This window comes from Conyzicola nivalis, from assembly GCF_014639655.1.
Lineage (GTDB): Bacteria > Actinomycetota > Actinomycetes > Actinomycetales > Microbacteriaceae > Conyzicola > Conyzicola nivalis.
In genome coordinates this window covers 1,463,773-1,484,262 of sequence record NZ_BMGB01000001.1, presented here as the reverse complement: position 1 = coordinate 1,484,262, position 20,490 = coordinate 1,463,773, and the positions used below count along the sequence as shown (strand labels likewise).

General features: G+C 68.9%; 21 protein-coding genes and 1 pseudogene. 17 read left to right on the top strand and 5 right to left on the bottom strand.

Going from position 1 to position 20,490, the window contains the following annotated elements:
* The first annotated feature begins 100 nt into the window (after nucleotides 1-100).
* From rplS to IEV96_RS07280, 6 genes are all read left to right on the top strand, one after another.
* Complete coding sequence (rplS, locus tag IEV96_RS07305) at nucleotides 101-448, top strand: 50S ribosomal protein L19 (protein WP_188509980.1); 348 nt, start codon at nucleotides 101-103, stop codon at nucleotides 446-448.
* 194 nt (nucleotides 449-642) lie between these two features.
* Nucleotides 643-1,332 (top strand): signal peptidase I, encoded by a 690-nt coding sequence (gene lepB, locus IEV96_RS07300; protein ID WP_308419471.1) that lies wholly within the window; start codon nucleotides 643-645, stop codon nucleotides 1,330-1,332.
* 1 nt (nucleotide 1,333) lies between these two features.
* Complete coding sequence (rnhB, locus tag IEV96_RS07295; RefSeq protein WP_188509978.1) at nucleotides 1,334-1,978, top strand: ribonuclease HII; 645 nt, start codon at nucleotides 1,334-1,336, stop codon at nucleotides 1,976-1,978.
* A 12-nt stretch (nucleotides 1,979-1,990) separates the two neighbouring features.
* A complete protein-coding gene (locus IEV96_RS07290) occupies nucleotides 1,991-2,314 on the top strand; it encodes a DUF2469 family protein (RefSeq protein WP_184237343.1) in 324 nt (107 codons plus the stop codon).
* Between the two features lie 352 nt (nucleotides 2,315-2,666).
* Nucleotides 2,667-3,269 carry a PadR family transcriptional regulator gene (locus IEV96_RS07285; RefSeq protein ID WP_188509977.1) on the top strand — a complete coding sequence of 201 codons (603 nt, stop codon included), beginning with the start codon at nucleotides 2,667-2,669 and terminating at the stop codon, nucleotides 3,267-3,269.
* A 100-nt stretch (nucleotides 3,270-3,369) separates the two neighbouring features.
* Entirely contained in the window at nucleotides 3,370-4,284 is a 915-nt protein-coding gene (locus IEV96_RS07280) for a Fic family protein (RefSeq protein ID WP_188509976.1), read from the top strand.
* Here the strand turns inward: IEV96_RS07280 and IEV96_RS07275 are convergent.
* Nucleotides 4,281-5,984: a long-chain-fatty-acid--CoA ligase gene (locus IEV96_RS07275; protein WP_188509975.1), complete on the bottom strand. Its 1,704-nt coding sequence runs from the start codon at nucleotides 5,982-5,984 to the stop codon at nucleotides 4,281-4,283. The two genes, IEV96_RS07280 and IEV96_RS07275, sit on opposite strands and share 4 nt — an antisense overlap.
* Nucleotides 5,985-6,140: 156 nt before the next feature.
* On the opposite strand from IEV96_RS07275, the gene IEV96_RS07270 reads away from it, so the two are divergent.
* From IEV96_RS07270 to dprA, 3 genes are read left to right on the top strand one after another with little or no spacing between them, the layout of a single operon-like run.
* On the top strand, nucleotides 6,141-6,497 hold the full coding sequence (locus tag IEV96_RS07270) for a YraN family protein (protein ID WP_188509974.1): 357 nt from the start codon (nucleotides 6,141-6,143) through the stop codon (nucleotides 6,495-6,497).
* Nucleotides 6,497-8,032, top strand: a complete 1,536-nt coding sequence (locus tag IEV96_RS07265) for a YifB family Mg chelatase-like AAA ATPase (protein ID WP_188509973.1) — start codon at nucleotides 6,497-6,499, stop codon at nucleotides 8,030-8,032. Before IEV96_RS07270 ends, IEV96_RS07265 begins: the two co-directional genes overlap by 1 nt.
* Nucleotides 8,029-9,258 carry a DNA-processing protein DprA gene (dprA, locus tag IEV96_RS07260; protein WP_188509972.1) on the top strand — a complete coding sequence of 410 codons (1,230 nt, stop codon included), beginning with the start codon at nucleotides 8,029-8,031 and terminating at the stop codon, nucleotides 9,256-9,258. Before IEV96_RS07265 ends, dprA begins: the two co-directional genes overlap by 4 nt.
* Nucleotides 9,259-9,286: 28 nt before the next feature.
* Here dprA and IEV96_RS07255 read toward each other — a convergent pair whose 3' ends face one another.
* Nucleotides 9,287-9,646 carry a hypothetical protein gene (locus IEV96_RS07255; protein WP_188509971.1) on the bottom strand — a complete coding sequence of 120 codons (360 nt, stop codon included), beginning with the start codon at nucleotides 9,644-9,646 and terminating at the stop codon, nucleotides 9,287-9,289.
* A gap of 86 nt (nucleotides 9,647-9,732) precedes the next feature.
* Complete coding sequence (locus tag IEV96_RS07250) at nucleotides 9,733-10,455, bottom strand: SOS response-associated peptidase (protein WP_188509970.1); 723 nt, start codon at nucleotides 10,453-10,455, stop codon at nucleotides 9,733-9,735.
* A 56-nt stretch (nucleotides 10,456-10,511) separates the two neighbouring features.
* Here IEV96_RS07250 and IEV96_RS07245 point away from each other — a divergent pair, with 56 nt between their 5' ends.
* On the top strand, nucleotides 10,512-11,483 hold the full coding sequence (locus tag IEV96_RS07245; RefSeq protein ID WP_188509969.1) for a phosphodiesterase: 972 nt from the start codon (nucleotides 10,512-10,514) through the stop codon (nucleotides 11,481-11,483).
* On the opposite strand, the gene IEV96_RS07240 is transcribed toward IEV96_RS07245, so the two are convergent.
* Nucleotides 11,480-11,980, bottom strand: coding sequence for a MarR family winged helix-turn-helix transcriptional regulator (locus tag IEV96_RS07240; RefSeq protein ID WP_188509968.1), 501 nt, complete (start codon nucleotides 11,978-11,980; stop codon nucleotides 11,480-11,482). The genes IEV96_RS07245 and IEV96_RS07240 overlap by 4 nt on opposite strands.
* Before the next feature lie 134 nt (nucleotides 11,981-12,114).
* On the opposite strand from IEV96_RS07240, the gene IEV96_RS07235 reads away from it, so the two are divergent.
* Both IEV96_RS07235 and IEV96_RS07230 read left to right on the top strand, forming a co-directional pair.
* The gene (locus IEV96_RS07235; protein WP_188509967.1) at nucleotides 12,115-14,256 is read left to right on the top strand and encodes an MMPL family transporter; all 2,142 of its coding nucleotides are present in this window, start codon (nucleotides 12,115-12,117) and stop codon (nucleotides 14,254-14,256) included.
* 53 nt (nucleotides 14,257-14,309) lie between these two features.
* Complete coding sequence (locus IEV96_RS07230) at nucleotides 14,310-15,326, top strand: tyrosine recombinase XerC (protein WP_188509966.1); 1,017 nt, start codon at nucleotides 14,310-14,312, stop codon at nucleotides 15,324-15,326.
* Nucleotides 15,327-15,479: 153 nt separating this feature from the next.
* On the opposite strand, the pseudogene IEV96_RS07225 reads toward IEV96_RS07230, so the two are convergent.
* Nucleotides 15,480-15,836: pseudogene (locus IEV96_RS07225) on the bottom strand (peptidoglycan DD-metalloendopeptidase family protein); the annotation flags it as partial.
* Between the two features lie 323 nt (nucleotides 15,837-16,159).
* On the opposite strand from IEV96_RS07225, the gene rpsB reads away from it, so the two are divergent.
* The 5 genes from rpsB (at nucleotide 16,160) to IEV96_RS07200 (ending at nucleotide 20,480) form a co-directional block, all read left to right on the top strand.
* Nucleotides 16,160-17,176, top strand: a complete 1,017-nt coding sequence (rpsB, locus tag IEV96_RS07220; protein WP_188509965.1) for a 30S ribosomal protein S2 — start codon at nucleotides 16,160-16,162, stop codon at nucleotides 17,174-17,176.
* 30 nt (nucleotides 17,177-17,206) lie between these two features.
* Nucleotides 17,207-18,034: a translation elongation factor Ts gene (tsf, locus tag IEV96_RS07215; protein ID WP_188509964.1), complete on the top strand. Its 828-nt coding sequence runs from the start codon at nucleotides 17,207-17,209 to the stop codon at nucleotides 18,032-18,034.
* 96 nt (nucleotides 18,035-18,130) lie between these two features.
* The gene (gene pyrH, locus IEV96_RS07210) at nucleotides 18,131-18,844 is read left to right on the top strand and encodes a UMP kinase (RefSeq protein ID WP_188509963.1); all 714 of its coding nucleotides are present in this window, start codon (nucleotides 18,131-18,133) and stop codon (nucleotides 18,842-18,844) included.
* A 118-nt stretch (nucleotides 18,845-18,962) separates the two neighbouring features.
* Nucleotides 18,963-19,514 (top strand): ribosome recycling factor, encoded by a 552-nt coding sequence (gene frr, locus IEV96_RS07205; protein WP_188509962.1) that lies wholly within the window; start codon nucleotides 18,963-18,965, stop codon nucleotides 19,512-19,514.
* Nucleotides 19,515-20,480, top strand: coding sequence for a phosphatidate cytidylyltransferase (locus IEV96_RS07200; RefSeq protein ID WP_188509961.1), 966 nt, complete (start codon nucleotides 19,515-19,517; stop codon nucleotides 20,478-20,480).
* Nucleotides 20,481-20,490 lie beyond the last annotated feature (10 nt).

The following is a 20,490-nucleotide window of genomic DNA, read 5'->3' as shown; positions in this document are numbered from 1 at the left end:
TTTCTGCCACAGGGGAATCGTGATCGCGAGAAACACATCCCCTTCTTCACGACTTAGTTAGAACGCGATCGACCTGTGGCGGTCGCGAGGAGCGAATACCATGCATATTCTCGACGCCGTTGACGCGGTCTCCCTCAAAGACAACATCCCGGCCTTCCGCGCCGGCGACACCGTCAAGGTGCACGTAAACATCATCGAAGGCACGCGCTCGCGTATCCAGGTCTTCCAGGGTGTTGTCATCGGCCGTTCGGGCGAGGGCGTCCGCGAGACGTTCTGCGTGCGCAAGGTCAGCTTCCAGGTGGGCGTAGAGCGCACCTTCCCGGTGCACTCGCCGGTCATCGACCACATCGAGGTCGTCACCCGCGGTGCCGTGCGCCGCGCGAAGCTCTACTACCTGCGCGACCTGCGTGGCAAGAAGGCCAAGATCAAGGAGAAGCGCGACAACTGAGTCGCCTTCCCCATCTCGGGCCCCGCGCCCGATGTGAGTCTTTCCTGAGCTCCCTGCCGAATACAATTGGCAGGGAGCTCAGGGGTTTAATGACAAGCGAAATACAACCGGCCGCGGAATCGCGCGCCGAGGCAGACGGCGCACGCGACACGGCTACGCCGCCGCTGTCTGAGAGGCAGCGCAAGGCGCGGGGCGTGAAGCTCTTCCTCCGTGACATCCTCTTCATCTTCCTCGCGGCCCTGCTCATCTCGTTCCTGATCAAGACCTTCCTGATCCGCTCGTTCTACATCCCGTCCGAGTCGATGATGGACACGCTGCACGTCAACGACCGCATCATCGTCAACCTGCTCGAACCCGACCTCGTGCCCATCGAACACGGCGACGTCGTCGTCTTCACCGACCCGGGCAACTGGCTGCTCGGCACCGAGAAACCCGTGCAGCAGAACCCGGTCGTCGCCGGTGTCGACGCCGTGCTCGGTTTCGTCGGACTGAGCGCCCCCGACAGCGACGACCACCTCATCAAGCGCGTCATCGGCCTGCCGGGCGACGTGGTCGCCTGCTGCAACGACTTCGGTCAGCTGACCGTGAACGGCGTTCCTCTCGAGGAGCCGTACATCGAGATCGGCGACCGCACCAAGGCCACCGAGAAGGACTTCACCGTCACGGTTCCCGAGGGCTACCTCTGGGTCATGGGCGACAACCGGTACAACTCGGCCGACTCGTCGTACCACTACTCGGGAGACCCCGACGCCCCCGGCACGGCCTTCGTGCCGGTGAAGAACGTCGTCGGACGCGCGGTGCTCGTCACCTGGCCGCTCGACCGCTGGACCTGGCTCGACAACTACCCGCTGGTGTTCCGCGGGGTCGACGCCGCGAAGGGCTGACATGGCCGTCACCGACCCGACCCTCGAGATCGAGACCGCGATGCACGCCGCGGGCGCCCGATTCGTGATCGGAATCGACGAGGTGGGACGCGGCGCGATAGCGGGACCGGTCGCGGTCGGGCTCTGTGTCGTGGATGTCACGGTCGGCGCGCACCCCGAAGGCCTCCGCGATTCCAAGCTCCTGAGCGAAAAACGCCGCGTGGCCCTCGCGCCGTTGACCGCGGAATGGGCGGTGCACACGTCGGTCGGGCTCGCCTCGGCGCTCGAGGTCGACCGGATCGGGATCGTCGCCGCGCTCGGACTCGCGGCCAGACGCGGTCTCGTCGCCCTGCACGAAGCCGGGGCCGACATCGGCGCGAGCGTCGTGCTGCTCGACGGGTCGCACGACTGGCTCAATCCGGCACTCTCGTCGCCGCTGAGGGTGCAGACCCGCGTGAAGGCCGACCGCGACTGCTCGTCGGTAGCCGGTGCATCCGTCGTCGCCAAGGTGCACCGCGACTCGCTCATGATCGACGCGGATTCCAAGCAGCCAGGCTACGGCTGGGCCGGCAACAAGGGCTACGGCTCCGCGGACCACTTCGCCGCGATCGCCCAACTCGGCGCGACCGATCTGCATCGGCGCACGTGGCTCAAGACTTCGGCTTAGGATTGAAACACGATGGACGAAGACGAGTTCGAAGACTATGACCGCGAGGTCGAGCTGGCCCTGTACCGCGAATACCGCGACGTGGTCGGCCAATTCCGCTATGTGGTCGAGACCGAGCGTCGCTTCTACCTCGCGAACGAGGTCGAACTCGTGCGCCAGGACACCGAGCATGACTTCTACTTCGAGCTGACCATGAACGACGTGTGGGTGTGGGACGTCTACCGTTCCGACCGCTTCGTCAAGAGCGTGCGCGTGCTCACCTTCAAAGACGTGAACGTCGAGGAGCTCTCATCGAAGGAGCTCGAACTGCCGAAAGAGCTCGCGCTCGACGAGTAGCACCCCCGGATTTCAGCCCGGACGCCGTGATGGCGTCCGGGCTTTTTTCGTTGGCCGGCGCGTTCGTCATTCCGGACGGTTTGGCCGCGGCGGGGTGATGTCCCGCGGGATTACGTGGGGGCGGGGTGGCGCTGGGCGAATCCGTCCTGAATGACAAACCGGCGGGTTTCGCAACTCAGGCGGGATGCGGAGCGGATGACACGGGGCCGCGTGATTACGCGGGTGGTGCCGCGCCGCCCACGCTTTCTGCCTGAGTTGCGAAACTGGCACTTGCGCTATCGATAGCTACCGATATATCGTTAACACATCGCCGAACACCGGTTCGGCGAACCAACGAAAGGACGGAAACGCTATGCACAGCGAATTCCACAACCACGACCAGAACCAGCACGACCGCGGCCCACGCCGCGGCCACGGCTTCGGCCCGGGCGCCCGCGCCTTCGCAGCCGGAGGCCCCGGGTTCGGATCGGGCTTCGGCGGCTTCGGCCCCCGCGGCTTCATGCCGCCCGGACCCCAGCGCAAGCGCCGCGGCGACGTGCGCTCGGCGATCATCTCCCTGCTGAACGAGAAGCCCTTCAACGGCTACGGCCTCATCAAGGAGATCGCGGAGCGCTCCGGCGGCAACTGGACGCCCAGCCCCGGCTCGGTCTACCCGACCCTGCAGCAGCTCGTCGACGAGGAGCTCATCGAGGCGATCGGCGAGGGCCGTCGCACCGAGTTCCGCCTCACCGACGAGGGCCGCGCCTATGTCACCGCGCACGAAGACGAGCTCGCGCGCGTCTGGGCCAGCGTGACCGAGCACAACCACGCCGACGCCGGCCTGCACGAGAGCATCGCCAAGCTGATGGGTGTCGTACACCAGTTCCGCTTCGCCGCGACCGACGAGCAGCGGGCGAAGGCGGTCGAGCAGCTCGACGAGACACGCCGCGCCCTCTACGGCATCCTCGCCGACTGACACCGTGCCTTCCGGCCGACGGATCCATCGGGGGAGCAGCGCCTAACATGGCGTTGCTCCCCTTTTTCCGTTGCCCCGCCCCCTCGCCCTTGGATACCGCGTGCTGCTCACCCCCGCGAACATCGCCTCGACGCTCGAACCCGCGACCCTCGAGCTGTCGGGCGATGCGGCTCTCGCGCTCGAGAACTTCCGGGCGGAGTTCACCGCCGACGACGCCGCGTTCGCTCCGACGTTCGCGCGGGCCGAGGGCGCCGCAAGCGCGGCCCTCGCGGGATTCGAGGCGGATGCGCGGCAGACGGGACTCGCCCGGCTCGGCCTGGCGGCTCCGGCAGACGCGCGGAACGCGGCATCCGTTCTCGCAGCGACCCTGGTCGCGCTCGTCGGCGGCGACCTCGGGGCGGTGCACGACGCGATCGACCCCGGCGACGACGTCCCCGACGGTCTCGAACTCGACGGCCGCACCCTGCTCGTTCCCGCGGCCCTCGACCACGCCTGGCTGGTGGCGCGGCGACCGTTCTTCCTCGGCAACGCGCGCGTGGCGCGGGCGATCCACGCGGCTCGGCTGAGCACACCGGTCGTGCCGCTGCCGATCTCCGGCGGGTGGCTCGCGGATGACACGGGCTACCGCACCGCGCTGGCGGCCTACGAGCGGGGAGACGCCAACCCGATGGTGCTCGCCCAGGCGCACGCGGTGCACGCGGCGATCGACAACGCTCGGCAGCTGGCCACCGCGCTCGCCATCACGCGCGACGACTGGGACCAGCGCATGGTCGGCGTGCGCTCGCACGCCAGCTCGCGCGAACTCGTCGCCGTCGCGTTCGAGCACCCGGTGATCGACGCGAAACTCGCGGTGTCGGCGCTCGGTGTGACCCTCGCCGCCGCGTACACCTCGATCGAGACGCTCGTGGAACGCGGCATCCTCGTCTCCCGGGGTCCCGAGCGACGCAACCGGGCCTGGTTCGCGCCGGGCATCCTCGACGCGGTCGACGCGTTCGTCGACCGCGCGCGCGGCTAGGCCTTCTGCGCTCCCGAGACCAGGATGTCGCGCACCTTGCGGCGTTCCACTTTGCCCACGAGCGAGCGCGGCAGCTCGTCGAGCACCACGATCTTCTTCGGCACCTTGTAGGCGGTCAGGCGCGTGCGGCAGTAGTCCCGCAGGTCCTCGGTGTCGACGGTCGCACCCTCGCGGAGGACTACAGCGGCGGACACGTCCTCGGTGCCCGACGGGCGACGGATGCCGACGACCGCAGAGGCCGTGATGTCGGGGTGGGAGAGGAGGACCTCCTCCACCTCCGACGGCGACACGTTGAACCCGCCGGTGATGATGAGCTCCTTGATGCGGTCGATCACGGTGACGTAGCCGTCGGCCGAGACGGTCACGATGTCGCCCGTGCGCAGCCAGCCGTCGGCCAGCAGGGTCTGGTCGGTGTCGACGGAACGGTTCCAGTAGCCCTGGAACACCTGCGGGCCGCGCAGCAGCAGCTCGCCCGCCTCGCCCTCGTGCCGGTCCTCCGACGGGTTGGCCGGGTCGACGACGCGGATCTCGGTGCTCGGGAACGGCACGCCGACGGTGCCGGGGCGACGGCTCGGGCCCATCGGGTTGCCCACGGCGAGCGGGCTGGTCTCGGTCATGCCGTAGCCCTCGACGAGCAGTCCGCCGCTGGCCTCTTCCCAGCGCTCGACGGTGGCGACGGGGAGGCTCATGGCGCCGGAGATCGCGAACCGGATGTGCGAGAGTCCGGCCCGGCGACGCTTGGAGACACGGGTGAGGGCGTCGTAGATCGGAGGGACGGCAGGCAGGAACGTGGGCGGCGACTTCTTCGCGGCATCCAGAACCATGTCGACGTCGAACTTCGGGAACAGCACCAACTTCGCCCCGATGCTCATCGCGACGGTGAGGCACAGGGTGAGGCCGTAGGCGTGGAACAGGGGGAGCACGCCGTAGAACGTCTCCTTGCCGAGCTTCAGGCCGGGCACCCACGCCTGGCCCTGCGAGGCGTTCGCGCGCAGGTTGCCGTGGGTGAGGATCGCGCCCTTCGGGGTGCCGGTCGTGCCGCTGGTGTACTGCAGCACGGCGATGTCGTCGACCGAGGGACGTTCCCGCTTGCGCAGGATGCGCGGTGCCTCGACGAGCTTCTCCCAGGTGAACACCCGGCGGGCCGAGGGCGTGGCGGTCATGCTCGCACGGGTCTTGCGGGCCTTCGCGATCGGCAGGCGAAGGGCGAGGCGCTTGCCGAGCGGCAGGGCGGTCGTCATGTCGACCGAGATGATCTTGTCGAGCCGCACGTCGTTGGGGAAGGCGGAGACGACGTCGTGCACCTTGTCCCAGACGATCGCGACGCGGGCGCCGTGGTCTTCGAACTGGTGGCGGAGCTCGCGGTCGGTGTAGAGCGGGTTGTGCTCGATGACGATGGCGCCGAGGCGCAGCACAGCGTAGAACGCCGCGACGTGCTGCGGGCAGTTGGGCAGCACGATGGCGACGCGGTCGCCCTTCTTCACACCGAGTCGGCGTAGGCCCTCGGCGGCGCGGGCGACCTGCTCGGCGAGCTCGTCGTAGCTGGTCTCGGACCCGAAGAACTCGAGAGCGGTGCGGCGGCCGTACTTCTTCACGCTCGCGTCGAGCATGTCGACGAGCGACTCGGTGGGCACGTCGATGTCGTGCGGCACGCCGGGGGCGTAGGCAGACAGCCATGGCCGGTTTTCGTAAACGTTCACTGCGTCCTCCACAAGAGCGAAAGTCCAGTATCCGATACAAATTCGGATGCGCCTTCCTGTCCTCACCCATTGACTTCGGCGCGGATCCCTCCACGGACTGGTCGACACCGTCGAATGCCGCCGCGGCCCGCGGGATTCTTGTCGTCGGAGGTGGTCATGGCCGCGAAAGACGAGCTGGGAAAGAAGGGCGAAGCGCTCGCCGCCGACTTCCTCGCCGGGGCGGGGATGCAGGTGGTCGAGCGCAACTGGCGCTGTTCGCAGGGCGAGATCGACCTCGTGGTGCGCGACGGCGACGAGCTGGTGTTCGTCGAGGTCAAGACGCGCTCGAGCCTCGGCTACGGGCATCCGCTCGAGGCGATCACGGTGGCGAAACTCGCCCGGCTGCGGCGGCTTGCCGGTGCGTGGTGCGCCGCGCATCCCGGCCAGCACGGACTCGTGCGCATCGATGCGGTGGCGGTCGTGGCGCCCGTGTTCGGCGCGGTCGTCGTCGAGCACCTGAAACGGGTCTTCTGATGACCATCGGGCGCGCACACGCCGTCTCCCTCCTCGGCCTGCGCGGTGCGATCGTCGAGATCGAGGCCGACATCTCGGCGAATCTGCCGAACTTCGTTCTCATCGGGCTTCCGGATGCGGCCCTGGGAGAGGCCAGAGACCGGGTCCGGGCCGCTGCGACCAATTCCGGCGTCGGATTCCCGCACCAGAAGGTCACCGTCAATCTCTCGCCCGCCGCGCTGCCGAAACACGGCTCGGGTTTCGACCTCGCGATCGCCCTCGCCACCCTGGCCGCCGATGGGGTCCTCGACGCGGCGTCGATCGACCGGGTCGTGCACCTCGGCGAGCTGGGCCTCGACGGCCGGCTGCGTCCGATCGCGGGCATCCTGCCCGCCGTCGTCGCCGCGCGGGCCGCGGGGTTCGGCACCGTCATGGTCCCCGTCGGAAACGAGCACGAGGCGGCCTTGGTGCCCGACGTGCGGGTGGTCGGGGTCGCGTCGCTGCTCGACGCCGTCATCTGGCACGGCGGCGACTTCGCGGCGGTGCCGGTCGAGCCGATCCTCGCACCGCCGTTGCCGGCGGCACCCGACGACGAGACCGACCTCGCCGACGTCATCGGCAACGAGGAGGCGATCGAGGCGATGCTGGTCGCGGCCGCCGGCGGCCATCACGTCTTTATGCTCGGGCCGCCGGGGGCGGGCAAGACCATGCTCGCCGCGCGCCTGCCCGGCCTGCTACCCGACCTCGACGCGACGGCCGCCCTCGAGGTGAGTTCGCTGCGCTCGCTCTGCGGGCTGCCGGTCGGGCGCACGCTCGCCCTGCGACCACCGCTGGAGAGCCCGCACCACACCGCCAGTTCGGCCGCGCTCATCGGTGGCGGCAGCGGGCAGATCCGGCCGGGGGCGGCGGCGCGGGCCTCGCACGGCGTGCTGTTCCTCGACGAGGCGCCGGAGTTTCCGTCGAGCGTGCTCGACGCCCTGCGCCAGCCGCTCGAGTCGGGGGTCATCAGCATCCACCGCGCCAACGCGGTCGCGCACTTTCCCGGCTCGTTCCAGCTGGTGATGGCCGCGAACCCGTGCCCGTGCGGACAGTACGGGGCCAGGGACTCCGAGTGCACGTGCTCGCCGATGTCCCGCCGGCGCTACCTCGGCCGCATCTCGGGGCCGCTGCTCGACCGCATCGACATCCAACTGCGGGTGAACCGCATCACCTCGGCGCAGGTGCGTCTCGCCGACGAGTCCGCCCGGGTGTCGACTCGGGCCGCCCGGGCCCGGGTCCGCGGCGCGCGCGAGGCGGCGGCCGCTCGGCTGGCGACGACCCCGTGGTCGCTCAACGCGCACGTGCCCGGACAGTGGCTGCGCAGCCAAGCGATGCGTCCGGCCCCGGCGACCACCGCATCCATCGACCGCGCCCTCGAACGCGGCGGTATCACCATGCGCGGCTACGACCGGGTGCTGCGTATCGCATGGACCCTCGCCGACCTCGACGGCGGCGACCGACCCGACGCCGACCACGTGGGCCGCGCGCTGTACCTGAGGAAGGCGATGCACTCATGACCATGTTCGGACTGGGCGAAACCGAGATCGAGCCGCTCGTGACGGCACTGGCGGGGCGCGACCTCTCGCGCGACGATCAGCGGCAGCTGTTCGCGCGTGCGGCGTGGTCGGGCATCGCCGAGCCGGGCGACCGCCTCGCCGGTGCGCTCATCACGAGCGCGGGCGCTGCCGAATCCCTGCGCGCTCTGCTCGCGTCGGCGTCGGTGGAGTCCATGCGGGCCCTGCTGCCCGGCGGCGAGGTCGACGACGACCAGCTCGTGCAGGCGCTCGAGCGATGGCGGCCGCGCCTCGACCCCTCGGCCGCCGTGAACTCGATGCGCCAGGCGGCACGCGTCGACGCCCGCCTGCTCGTGCCAGGCGACCCGCTCTGGCCGGTCGGGGTCGACGACCTCGGCGGGCACGCCCCGCTCGCGCTCTGGGTGCGCGGCACCGATGCCGCCCTCGCGGCGCTGCCCCGTTCGATCGCGCTGGTCGGGGCGCGGGCGGCCACCGGCTACGGCGAGCACGTCACGATGGAGGCGGCCGCCGGGCTGGTCGACCGCGGGTACGCGATCGTGTCGGGGGCCGCCTACGGCATCGACGGCATGGCGCACCGGGCCGCGCTGGCGAGCCACGGTCAGACGGTCGCGTTTCTCGCCGGGGGAGTCGACCGCTTCTATCCGAGCGGCCACGACGCGCTGCTCACCCGAATCGTCGACGAGGGCGCCGTGATCTCGGAACTGCCGTGCGGCCAGCCGCCCACGAAGTGGCGCTTTCTGCAGCGCAACCGGCTGATCGCGGCGGCGAGCCGCGCGACCGTCGTGATGGAGGCCGGCTGGCGGTCGGGGTCGCTCAACACCGCGGCGCACGCCTCGACGCTCGGCCGACCGCTCGGCGCGGTGCCGGGGCCCGTCACGAGCGCGGCCTCCGCCGGCTGCCATCGCCTCATCCGCGACTTCACGGCGGTGTGCGTGACGAACCCCGACGAGATGGCCGAGCTCGCGCCGCTCGACCGCTCGCCCGCCCTCTTCGGGCCGGGCGAGCTCGACGACCGGTCACCCGACCGCACCCGCCTGTTCGACGCGCTCAGCGTGCGCTCGCCGCGGCACGTCGCCGACATCGCCGCGCGGGCCGGGTTGTCGCTCGACGCCGTGCGGTCGCTGCTCGGCGCGCTCGAACTCGAGGGCGAGGTCGCCGAGCGGGAGAGGGGGTGGGTGCGGGTGGCGCGGGACGCGGACCGGCGCTAGCTAGCGGTCGTGAGAGTGGCCGCGCCGGCTAGCTGTCGACGACGCCGATGAAGCGGCCGGCGATGTCGTCGAACTCCTCGCGGTGCAGGCCGGCGGCGGGCTCGGGCAGATCCCAGATGGCGTGGTCGTCGCAGCTGAGGTAGGTGAACTCGGGCCACCACTTTTTGGGCCTGGCCTGCTCGATGTAGCCGCAGATGTCGCAGGTGAGGGTCACCCAGACCGGGCGGGCCTTCGCACTGCGGTTGGCGCGGGACTGCACGAGCCACGGCGGCGGGTTCTGCTCGAGCTCCGTGACATCCGACTCGGACATTTTCGCGGGCAGGTCGTGGCGCACGGCCATCTCGACCGGGATGTCGAGGCGCTGGGCCACGTCTCTTCTGCTGATCACCCGTCAACGATAGGCGCTCGCCGCGGTGCGTGCTGCGAGTCGGTGCTCGCTGCGATCCGGAGCCTGCTGCGATCCGCAGCCTGCCGCTACTCGGCAGCCTTCGCGACCGGGCGGATGAGCTCGGGGCCCTCGCCCTGGTGGGGCAGCGGCGCGACCTCGCGGATCTCCAGCCCGCCCGCGACGGGCAGCGCGGCCTCGACCGCCGCGTCGACGAAGTCCTGGTCGCCGACGGTCGCCGGGTCGAGCCAGCGCCCCCACCACTCGCGGGGGAGAGGAACCGGGTTGCGGTCGTGGATGTCGAGCAGCTCGTCGACGGCGTCGGAGGTGAGGATCGTCGCGGTGAGGTTCCACGACGTGGGGTCGTCGTCGGCCTTGGTGTGGTCCTTCCACCACGAGTACAGGCCGGCGAAGGCGAGCGTCTCGTCGGTCTTCGCGTGGATGTAGAACGGCGTCTTCTTCTTGCTCACCGGATCGGTGTGCCACTCGTAGTAGCCGGACGCGGGGATGAGCGCGCGCTTGCTCTTGACCGACGCCGAGAACATCGACTTCGACGCCGCCGTCTCCGACCGCGCGTTGAAGGTGGGGAACTTCGTCGTGAGGGTCTTCGACCAGCCGGGCACGAGCGACCAGCGCGCGGTCTCGAGCCTGCGCACCAGCTCGCCGGTCTTGACGCTCTCGATCACCACCGGCACCTGCTGGGTCGGCGCGAGGTTGAAGCTCGGCGCCCAGTCGTGCACGTCACCGCCGGCCGCGACGAACTCCTCGATCAGTTCGTTGGTGTCTTTGTCGACAGCGAATCGTCCGCACATACGAACATTGTGCACCCGGGCGCCGACACGCGTCGTATACCGCCGCGCCGTTCACAATGGTTCGTCGCATTGTCGCCCGCCCGACGTACCCTGTAGTCGTGAAACCTCTCGGACAGCACCCCGCAGCGCGGCACGTCGTCGTGCACATCAGCGACACGCACTTTCTGGGCGCCAACAAACCGCTGTACGGCCAGATCGACACGGACTCGAACCTCACGCGCGCCATGACGCAGCTCGAGCAGAGCGGCATCCGTCCCGAGGCCATCGTTTTCACCGGGGACCTCGCCGACCTGGGTGAGGCGGATGCCTACGCCCGCCTCCGCGCGATCGTGGAGCCGGCCGCGGCACGGCTCGGTGCCCAGATCATCTGGGTGATGGGAAACCACGACGAGCGCCCCGAGTACTCGCGCGGGCTCTTCGATACCGATCCCAGCACCGAGCCGCAAGACCGGGTCTACGACATCGACGGCCTGCGCATCATCTCGTTCGACACCTCGGTTCCCGGGTACCATCACGGCGAGATGACCGACGGACAGCTCGACTGGCTCGCCGACGTGCTCGCGACACCCGCCGAACACGGCACCCTGCTCGCCCTGCACCATCCGCCGATGCCGACCCCCCTGCTCTGGGCCATGGAGATGCTCGAACTGCGCGGTCAGGACAGGCTGGAACGTGTCATCCGAGGCACCGACGTGCGTGGCATCCTGGGCGGCCACCTGCACTACTCCGGCCACAGCACCTTCGCGGGCGTCCCCGTGTCGGTCGCGGCAGCCACCTGCTACACGCTCGCGCTCACCGCGAAAGACCGCCTGCTCTCGGGGGTCGACGCCGACCAGGCGATGAACCTCGTGCACGTCTACGACGACCGTCTCGTTCACTCGGTGGTGCCGATCGGCGACCGGGCCGAGATCACCGGGTTCGCCGCGGACGTCGTCGAGCGCATAGAGGCGATGACGCCCGAGCAGCGCACCGAGACGTTCTCGAAGAAGACCTCGTCGTTCAACCTGGGCGAAGAGCCGAGGGCCTAGCCCGCGGGCGCCTCTGCGCCCTCGACCGCCGGCAGCTGCGCCCGATAGACGTCCGCGACCCGCTCGAGGTACGCCGTGATGGTCTCTCGTTCGGCGTCGTCGAACTCGCCGATCACCGCGTCCATGCCGAGGATCATCGGCATGAGCGTGCCCATCGCCTTGCGCACGGAGTCGGGGCGCGGCACAACGAGGATTCCGCGCCGGTCGTCGGGATTGCGCTCGCGGGTCACGTGTCCGACGGCGGTGAGGCGGTCGACGACCGTCGTGACCGCGGCCGTCGACATGTGCAGCCGCCGCGCGAGCTCCGTGGGGCTGAGCGCGCCGTCGCGGATGAGCTCCTCCATGGCCTCAAGGTCGGTCGGGTTGACGGTGAGTTCGCGACCGAGGTGGCGTTCGAAATCCCCGGTGAGATTCAGGATGTCGCGGAGCAGCGTCGTCGCCGGGTGCACGTCGAACGATCCGCGGCCAGGGGCGGCGGAGTCGGGGTCTCGTTGCATGCTGGCGAGTTTATCGGTACGGTAGCTAAAAGTTAGGGTAATTCGAGAGTCGAACTAAATTTCGACGCACCGACCACCACAGACCGACAACCACAGACCGACCGCCACAGACAGACGACCAAGGGGCGCACAGCATGCACCGGCTCACCGACTTCATCACCGCGAAGAAGACCTCGTGGATCATCCTGGTGATCGCGCTCGCCGTCTCCGCCGCGATCTTCGCGCTCGGTTCGGGGTCGACGGGGGAGTCGTCTCCCGGCGTCGGACTGCCCGACTCCGCCGAGTCGTCGCGGGTCGCCGCGCTGCAAGACGACCTCCCCGCCGCCGACTCCACCTCGGCGCTGCTCGTGTTCAGCCGCGACGGCGACGAACTCACCGAGGCCGACATCGCGGCGGTCACCACTAACGCACAGAGCCTCGCCGACGAGTCGGTCGACGGCTTCGTTCCGCCGCCCACCGTCTCGGAGGACGGCACGACGGCCCTCGTCGTCGTTCCGCTCGACATCATCGACGACGTCACCGAGCAGGCCGACCGCGCCGCCCAGATGCGGGACATCGCCAACGCCGACCTCCCCGACGGCCTCGATGCCCTGCTCACCGGACCCGAGGGCTTCGCGGTCGACGTCGCCGCGGTCTTCAAGGGAGCCGATTTCACCCTGCTCCTCACCACGGTCATCGTTGTCGCGGTGTTGCTGCTCGTCACCTACCGCAGCCCGTGGCTTTGGCTCGTCCCGCTCGCCGTCGTCGGTCTCGCCGACGGCCTGGCGGGCATCGTGGCCACGCGCATCGCCGCCGCCGCGGGCATCACGCTCGATGCCTCGGTCACCGGCATCCTCTCGGTGCTCGTCTTCGGCGCCGGCACCAACTACGCCCTCCTGCTCATCGCCCGGTACCGCGACGAGCTGCGCCTGGTCGCCGACCGACGGGTCGCCATGGCGCAGGCGCTCCGCGGCGCCGGTCCGGCGATCATCGCGAGCGGAAGCACGGTCGTGCTGAGTCTGCTCACCCTGCTGTTCGCGCAACTCACCGGCAACCGCGCCCTCGGACTGGCCTGCGCCGCGGGTGTGGTCGTCGCCATGCTCTTCGCCCTGTTCGTGCTGCCGGCCGCGCTCGTGCTGTTCGGCCGCGGACTGTTCTGGCCCTACGTGCCGCGTTTCGACTCCCAGAACACGGCCCACCGCGGGCTCTGGTTCCGCCTCGGCACCGCCGTGTCGCGCAAGCCGGTCGCGGTCGCGGTCGTCGGCGTGCTGTTGCTCGGCGGGCTTGCCGTCGCGGGTGTGCCGCAGATCAAGGTCGGGCTCGCCCAGACGGAGAAGTTCACGTCGGTTCCCGAAGCGGTCGTCGGTCAGGAGCTGATTGCGGATGCCTTCAGTGCGGGAAGCGGATCGCCCGTCGTGGTCATCGCGAACGCCTCGTCGGCCGATCTGGTCGCTGCGGAGGCAGAACGGGTCGACGGGGTCGTCTCGGCGACTGTCGGGGATTCGACGGGCGAGATCACCCAGATCGACGTGGTGCTCGACGCCGCGGCCGAGACGGAGGAATCCTTCGCCGCGGTCGCCGCCCTGCGCACGGCCCTCCACGACGTGGACGGCGCCGACGCCCTCGTCGGCGGACTCGACGCTCAGACCCTCGACGCGAACGAGGCGCAGCAGGCCGACCAGGACCTGCTGATCCCGCTCATCCTCGCGCTCGTGTTCATCGTGCTGGTGCTGCTGCTGCGATCGCTCGTCGCGCCCGTCCTGTTGCTTCTCACCGTCGTCGCCTCGTTCTTCGGCAGCCTCGGCGCGAGCTGGTTGCTGTTCGAGACGGTGTTCGGATTCCCCGCGATCGACACCAACGTGATCCTGTTCAGCTTCCTGTTCCTGGTCGCGCTCGGGGTGGACTACAACATCTTCCTCGTCACGCGGGCCAGGGAGGAGGCGGTCGCACACGGCACGAAGACCGGCATGATCCGCGCCCTGTCGTCGACGGGCGGGGTGATCACGAGCGCGGGAATCCTGCTCGCCGCCGTCTTCGCCGTGCTCGGTGTGCTGCCGCTCATCACGCTGACGCAGATCGGCATCATCGTCTGCATCGGTGTGCTGCTCGACACCCTGCTCGTGCGGACGGTGCTCGTGCCGGCCCTCGCCTTCATCGCCGGCGAGAAGTTCTGGTGGCCGTCGAAGCTGCACTCGCCCGCGCATCTCGCGACCGCCGACGACCGCACCTCGCCCCAGGCGCCCGCCAGCGAGGAGTCCGTTCGCCCCACGGAGCCGGTATCGACCGCCACCGAGTAGCCGTCTCGGCGAGCCGGGAGACGCCCGGTCGCGGCGGAGGGCACGATGAGTACATGCAACTCGACCGGCTGCTCGCCGACTTCACGCTCTACCTGAGTGCGGAGCGCGGTTTCAGCGAGCACACGGTGCGTTCGTACCGCTCCGACCTCACCGACCTGCTGCGATTCGCGGAGGAGGCGGGAGTCACCGAGTCTGCGGAGATCGACCTCGAACTGCTGCGCGGCTGGCTGTGGCGGGGCTCGACCGCGGGGCTCGCGAAGTCGACGCTCGCTCGCCGCTCGGCCACCGCTCGCGCCCTCACCTCCTGGCTCGCCCGCTCGGGACACACACCGACGGACGCCGCCGCCCGCCTGCGCGCCCCGAAGTCCGACCGTCACCTGCCGCGCGTTCTCACCCGCGCCCAGATGGACGCCCTGCTCGAAGGCCTCGCCGCCCGCGCCTCGACCGGCGACACCCTCGCGATCCGTGACCTCGCCATCGTCGAACTGCTCTACGCGTCCGCGTTGCGGGTGAGTGAACTCGCGGGCCTCGACGTGCGCGACGTCGACCTCGGTCGGCTGACGGCCCGCGTGCTGGGCAAGGGTTCGAAGGAGCGGGTGGTCCCGTTCGGGGTGCCGGCCAAGAACGCGATCGCCGCCTGGCTCGAGGTGCGCCTGCCCGGCCGAGCGCTCGGACCGGCGGACACCGCCCACAGCGCCGCCCACGGCGCCACGAGCGAGGGCGCGGGTACCGGCGCATCCGTCCCCGCGGGTGCTGGCGCATCGGGCATCCCCGCGCGCACGAGCGCATCGGGCGCGGCGCTGTTCCTCGGCGCTCGCGGCGCCCGCATCGGAACGCGCGCCGTCTACACTCTCGTGGCGGGGTTGCTCGAAAGCGTCCCGGGCGGCGGACCCGCCGGCCCGCACGCGTTGCGCCACACCGCCGCGACCCACCTGCTCGACGGGGGAGCGGATCTTCGGGCGGTGCAGGAGATGCTCGGCCACGCGAGCCTCGGCACCACCCAGATCTACACGCACGTGTCGACCGAGCGGCTCAAGGAGAGCTACGCGATGGCCCACCCCCGGGCCTGACACGGGAACCGGGCCCGACACAGCGGCGCCGCCCGCCGCGATGCGCCGGGTCGGCAGCAGCACCGAGCGCGGCACCTCCGCGAGGTAGAGCAGCGGGGACACGTACTCACCGTCGAGCCGGACGCCGAAGTGCAGGCATGGTATCGAGCAGTGTCCGGGCTGCAGCGTGGCGATCGCGTCGCCGCGCCGCACGGCGTCGCCCGCTTTCAGTGTCGTGACGACCGGTTCGTAGCTCGAGAGCAGCCCGCCCCCGTGGGCGATCGACAGCACGCCGCGGTCGACCACGGTTCCGGCGAAGTGCACGGTGCCGTCTGCCGGGGCGACGACGTGAGCGCCGGACGCGCCGATGTCGATCCCGCGGTGGCCGGCTGAGTACCGGTCGGCCGGTGCGAGGTACGGCCGGACGATCGGGTGGGGCGCGGCGACGGGCCACTGCCACCGGGGGAGGGCGGCGGCGGGAACCGACCCCGCGACCAGCGCGAGGAGCACAAGAGAACAGACACGTCGCATCCGCTCAGCTTCGCCCGCGGCGCGACCTCCCCGACCGGCCGCGTGCACTCTGCCGAAAACCGGGCCAACCCGCGACCTGTGGGGGACCGGAGCGGTGATATAGTTCTCGGAGCGCTGTGCGGAAGCACGGCGACTACGCGTGCCCGTAGCGACTGTACAGTCGCGCAACGCCATCCACTCAGTCACCGCCGAAGTGCAGTCAATTCTGCATCACGCTGTGCCGGATGCGTGCCGGGCACCAGGTTCGCGGCCGACCGGTCGCGAAAACAACTGAGTTGGTGCGAAATGCCGTCATAGGCGCGCGCCAGAAAAGGAGCACGGCCATGGCCGTTGTAACAATCCGCCAGCTGCTCGACAGCGGCGTCCACTTCGGACACCAGACGCGTCGCTGGAACCCGAAGATGAAGCGATTCATCCTGACCGAGCGTTCGGGCAGCCACATCATCGACCTGCAGCAGTCGCTTGCCTTCATCGACAAGACCTACGACTACGTCAAGGACACCGTCGCCCACGGCGGAACCATCCTCTTCGTCGGAACCAAGAAGCAGGCTCAGGGCTCCATCGCCGAGCAGGCTCTTCGCGTCGGCCAGCCGTACGTCAACCAGCGTTGGCTCGGTGGACTCCTCACGAACTTCCAGACGGTCTCCAAGCGCCTCGCGCGCATGAAGGAGCTCGAAGAGGTCGACTTCGACGACACGACGCGCGGCTACACCAAGAAAGAGCTGCTCATCCAGAAGCGCGAGCTCATCAAGCTCCAGAAGAGCCTCGGTGGTATCCGCAACCTGACCAAGACGCCTTCCGCGATCTGGATCGTCGACACCAAGAAGGAGCACCTCGCGATCGACGAGGCGCACAAGCTCGGTATCCCGGTCATCGCGATCCTCGACACCAACTGCGACCCCGACGAGGTCCAGTACCCGATCCCCGGTAACGACGACGCGATCCGCTCCGTCGCACTGCTGACCCGCATCATCGCGGACGCAGCGGCCGAGGGCCTCGTCCAGCGTCACCAGAAGCCCGAAGACGGCGAAGCCGTCGAGCCCCTCGCCGCGTGGGAAGCCGAGCTTCTCCAGGCGTCGGAGACCCCCGCCACGGAGGCCGAGAAGGTCGAAGCCGTTGACGCCAAGGGCGGAGAGGCTGTCGCCGAGGTCGTTGCGGCCGAGGTTCCCGTCGAGGAGAACGACGCAGACGCAGTCGCTGCCGAGCACGAAGCGGCCGCGGACGCCACCATCGTTCCCGAGCATGTCGTAGAGTCCGACGAGGAGACCGAGGCCAAGATCGAGGCAGAGGCAACTCCCGCCGAGAAGAAGCCCGCCGCTCCGAAGAAGTCCTCCAAGTAGTTTCCGCACACTAAAGGAATAGGAAAAACGATGGCAGATTTCAGCCTCGCAGACCTCAAGACCCTGCGCGAGCGCCTCGGCACCGGCATGGTCGACAGCAAGAACGCCCTCGTAGAGGCGGGCGGTGACCTCGAAAAGGCCACCGAGCTCCTGCGTCTCAAGGGTGCCAAGAGCAACGCAAAGCGCTCGGACCGCTCCACCAGCGAGGGCCTCGTCGCCGCGAAGGAAGGTGCTGGTTCCACGACCATCATCGAGCTCGCCTGCGAGACCGACTTCGTTGCAAAGAGCGACAAGTTCGTCTCGCTCGGCGACAAGGTCATCGACGCCGTAGCGGCGTCGGGCGCCACCGACCTCGAGGCGGCCCTCGCGGCCCCCGCCGAGGGCGGAACGGTTGCCGACCTGATCGGCGGCGAAGCCGCAATCCTCGGCGAGAAGATCGAGCTGCGCCGCGTCGCGGTCGTCACCGGTGAGAAGTTCGCCGTGTACCTGCACCGCACCAACAAGGACCTGCCCCCGCAGGTCGGCGTTGTCGTCGGGTACTCGGGAGACGACGCTGAGACGGCGCGCAGCGTTGCCCAGCACATCTCGTTCGCCGACCCGCAGTACCTCACGCGCGAAGACGTTCCGGCCGAGACGGTCGAGAACGAGCGTCGCATCGTCGAGGAGATCAGCCGCGGCGAGGGCAAGCCCGAGGCGGCCCTTCCGAAGATCATCGAGGGACGCGTCTCCGCGTTCTTCAAGCAGGTCTCCCTGCTCGATCAGGACTACGCCAAGGACAACAAGCTGTCCGTCGGCAAGGTCCTGTCGGATGCCGGACTCACCGTGAGCGGTTTCGCTCGCTTCAAGGTCGGCGCCTAACATTCAGTGCGGAATGGGGTTCGGGACGAACAGTCTCGAACCCCATTTTTTTGCCCAAACCCATATTCTGTAGAAAAACCGACCCAAGGAGCTGCATTGACCACCGAGCGCAAAAGACGGGTACTTCTCAAACTGTCGGGTGAAGCTTTCGGAGGCGGCCAGCTGGGCGTCAACCCCGATGTCGTTTCCTCTCTCGCCAAGGAGATCGCCGAGGCATCCGCCGACGTGGAGATCGCGATCGTCGTCGGCGGTGGCAACTTCTTCCGCGGCGCCGAGCTCAGCCAGCGCGGCATGGACCGCGGCCGCGCCGACTACATGGGCATGCTGGGAACCGTTATGAACGCGCTCGCACTGCAGGACTTCCTCGAGCAGGCCGGGGCCGCGACACGCGTGCAGTCCGCCATCTCGATGACGCAGGTCGCCGAGCCGTACATCCCGCGTCGCGCCGAGCGCCACCTCGAGAAGGGCCGCGTCGTCATCTTCGGTGCGGGCGCCGGACTTCCCTACTTCTCCACCGACACCGTCTCGGCACAGCGCGCGCTCGAGATCGGCGCCGACGTGGTCCTCGTCGCAAAGAACGGCGTCGACGGCGTCTACACGGGCGACCCGCGCACCGACGCCACTGCGACGAAGATCGACGAGATCACCTACCAGGAGGCGCTCGTGCAGGGCCTCAAGGTCGTCGACTCCACCGCGTTCAGCCTGTGTATGGACAACGCGATGCCCATGGTCGTGTTCGGCATGGCTCCGGCCGGCAACCTCACCAAGGCGATCCGCGGCGACCGCATCGGAACGCTCGTCTCCAAATAGCGTGGCTCCGGCGGCCGCAATCGTGCGGCCGCCGACCCCCGCGACACGGCGCGGCACCGGTGTCGGGTTCTTCACGGTTGCTTAGCCGGTAAACTCCACTAGACACAAAGGAGCTCCCGTGATTAGCGACGTACTGGCCGACACCAAAGACAAGATGGCCAAGGCCCTCGAAGTAGCCAAGGAAGACTTCGCAACCGTCCGAACCGGACGCGCGAACCCCCTCATGTTCCAGAAAATCCTGGTCGACTACTACGGCAGCCCCACGCCGCTCGGGCAGCTCGCCTCGCTGAACAACCCCGAGGCGCGCACGCTCATCGTGACGCCCTTCGACAAGTCGGCGCTCAAAGAGATCGAGAAGGCCATCGTCGCCGCCCCGAACCTCGGTGCCAATGTCGGCAACGATGGCGAGATCGTGCGCGTGACGCTGCCCGAGCTCACCCAGGACCGCCGCAAGGAGTTCGTCAAGATCGTGCGCGACAAGGCCGAGCAGGCCAAGGTCGCCGTGCGCAACATCCGCCGCAAGGCGAAGGACGACCTCGACGCGCTCAAAGAGGTCGGCGAAGACGAAATCGCCCGCGCTGAGAAGGACCTCGAAGCGACCACGAAGCACCACGTGGACGCCATCGACGACGCTCTCAAGCGCAAAGAAGCCGAGCTGCTCGAGGTATAGATGTCGGATGCCGCCGGCGGGAACAAAGACCGCCCCAGATCTGAGACCAAGGCCAAGAAGCATCCGCCGTCGCGAGCGGACTTCGAGGCGACGGTCGCGGACATCGAGGCGCAGGTCCGAGCGACGAACGACAGGATCAACGCCAAGAGCGGCCGCAACCTGTTCTCGGCGATCCTGATCGGTCTTGCCCTCGGCGGTTCGCTCATCGTCAGTCTCGTCTTCGTCAAAGAGTTGTTCATGGTGTTCGGCGCCATTCTGCTCGTCTTCACCTCGTTCGAGCTGGCGAGCGCCCTGCGCTTCGCCGGTCGCGACGTGCCGCGCGTCCCTACCGTCATAGCGTCGCTCGCGATCGTGCCCGCATCGTTCTACGGCCTCGCAACGGGGCACTGGCTCGTCACCGTCGGCGGCATCGTCTTCGTCTCGCTCTGGCGCGTCGGCGAGATGATCGTGCCGAAACTGCGGGTCTCGAGCGTCGAGTTCTGGAAGGACATCGCCGCGGGCGCCTTCGTGCAGAGCTACGTCGTGTTCCTCGGCGCGTTCACCATCCTGCTCACGGCACAGCCCGGCGGCCAATGGTGGACGCTGGCCTCGCTCATCATCGTCGTCGCGGTCGACGTCGGCGCCTACGCGTCGGGCGTCAATTTCGGCAAGCACCTCATGGCGCCGCTGATCAGCCCGAAGAAGACGTGGGAGGGGTTCGCCGGTTCCGCGCTCGCCGCCCTCGCCGCGGGTGTGCTGCTCGCCGTCTTTATGCTGCAGCAGCCGTGGTGGGTGGGCCTCATCATGGGAACCGTCATCGTCTTCACCGCCACCATGGGCGACCTCGCCGAATCGCTCATCAAGCGCGACCTCGGCATCAAGGACATCAGCACCTGGTTGCCGGGACACGGCGGATTCCTCGACCGGCTGGACTCGATCCTGCCGTCGGCCGTCGCGGCGTACGCGCTGTACCTCATCTTCGTTTAGGGCAGGATTA

Coding starts and splice junctions, on each gene's coding strand:
- rplS (WP_188509980.1), top strand. CDS start 101: ATGCATATTCTCGACGCCGTTGACGCGGTCTCCCTCAAAGACAACATC.
- rnhB (WP_188509978.1), top strand. CDS start 1,334: ATGGCCGTCACCGACCCGACCCTCGAGATCGAGACCGCGATGCACGCC.
- IEV96_RS07290 (WP_184237343.1), top strand. CDS start 1,991: ATGGACGAAGACGAGTTCGAAGACTATGACCGCGAGGTCGAGCTGGCC.
- IEV96_RS07285 (WP_188509977.1), top strand. CDS start 2,667: ATGCACAGCGAATTCCACAACCACGACCAGAACCAGCACGACCGCGGC.
- IEV96_RS07270 (WP_188509974.1), top strand. CDS start 6,141: ATGGCCGCGAAAGACGAGCTGGGAAAGAAGGGCGAAGCGCTCGCCGCC.
- IEV96_RS07265 (WP_188509973.1), top strand. CDS start 6,497: ATGACCATCGGGCGCGCACACGCCGTCTCCCTCCTCGGCCTGCGCGGT.
- dprA (WP_188509972.1), top strand. CDS start 8,029: ATGACCATGTTCGGACTGGGCGAAACCGAGATCGAGCCGCTCGTGACG.
- IEV96_RS07250 (WP_188509970.1), bottom strand. CDS start 10,455: ATGTGCGGACGATTCGCTGTCGACAAAGACACCAACGAACTGATCGAG.
- IEV96_RS07245 (WP_188509969.1), top strand. CDS start 10,512: ATGGTTCGTCGCATTGTCGCCCGCCCGACGTACCCTGTAGTCGTGAAA.
- IEV96_RS07240 (WP_188509968.1), bottom strand. CDS start 11,980: ATGCAACGAGACCCCGACTCCGCCGCCCCTGGCCGCGGATCGTTCGAC.
- IEV96_RS07235 (WP_188509967.1), top strand. CDS start 12,115: ATGCACCGGCTCACCGACTTCATCACCGCGAAGAAGACCTCGTGGATC.
- IEV96_RS07230 (WP_188509966.1), top strand. CDS start 14,310: ATGCAACTCGACCGGCTGCTCGCCGACTTCACGCTCTACCTGAGTGCG.
- rpsB (WP_188509965.1), top strand. CDS start 16,160: ATGGCCGTTGTAACAATCCGCCAGCTGCTCGACAGCGGCGTCCACTTC.
- tsf (WP_188509964.1), top strand. CDS start 17,207: ATGGCAGATTTCAGCCTCGCAGACCTCAAGACCCTGCGCGAGCGCCTC.
- IEV96_RS07200 (WP_188509961.1), top strand. CDS start 19,515: ATGTCGGATGCCGCCGGCGGGAACAAAGACCGCCCCAGATCTGAGACC.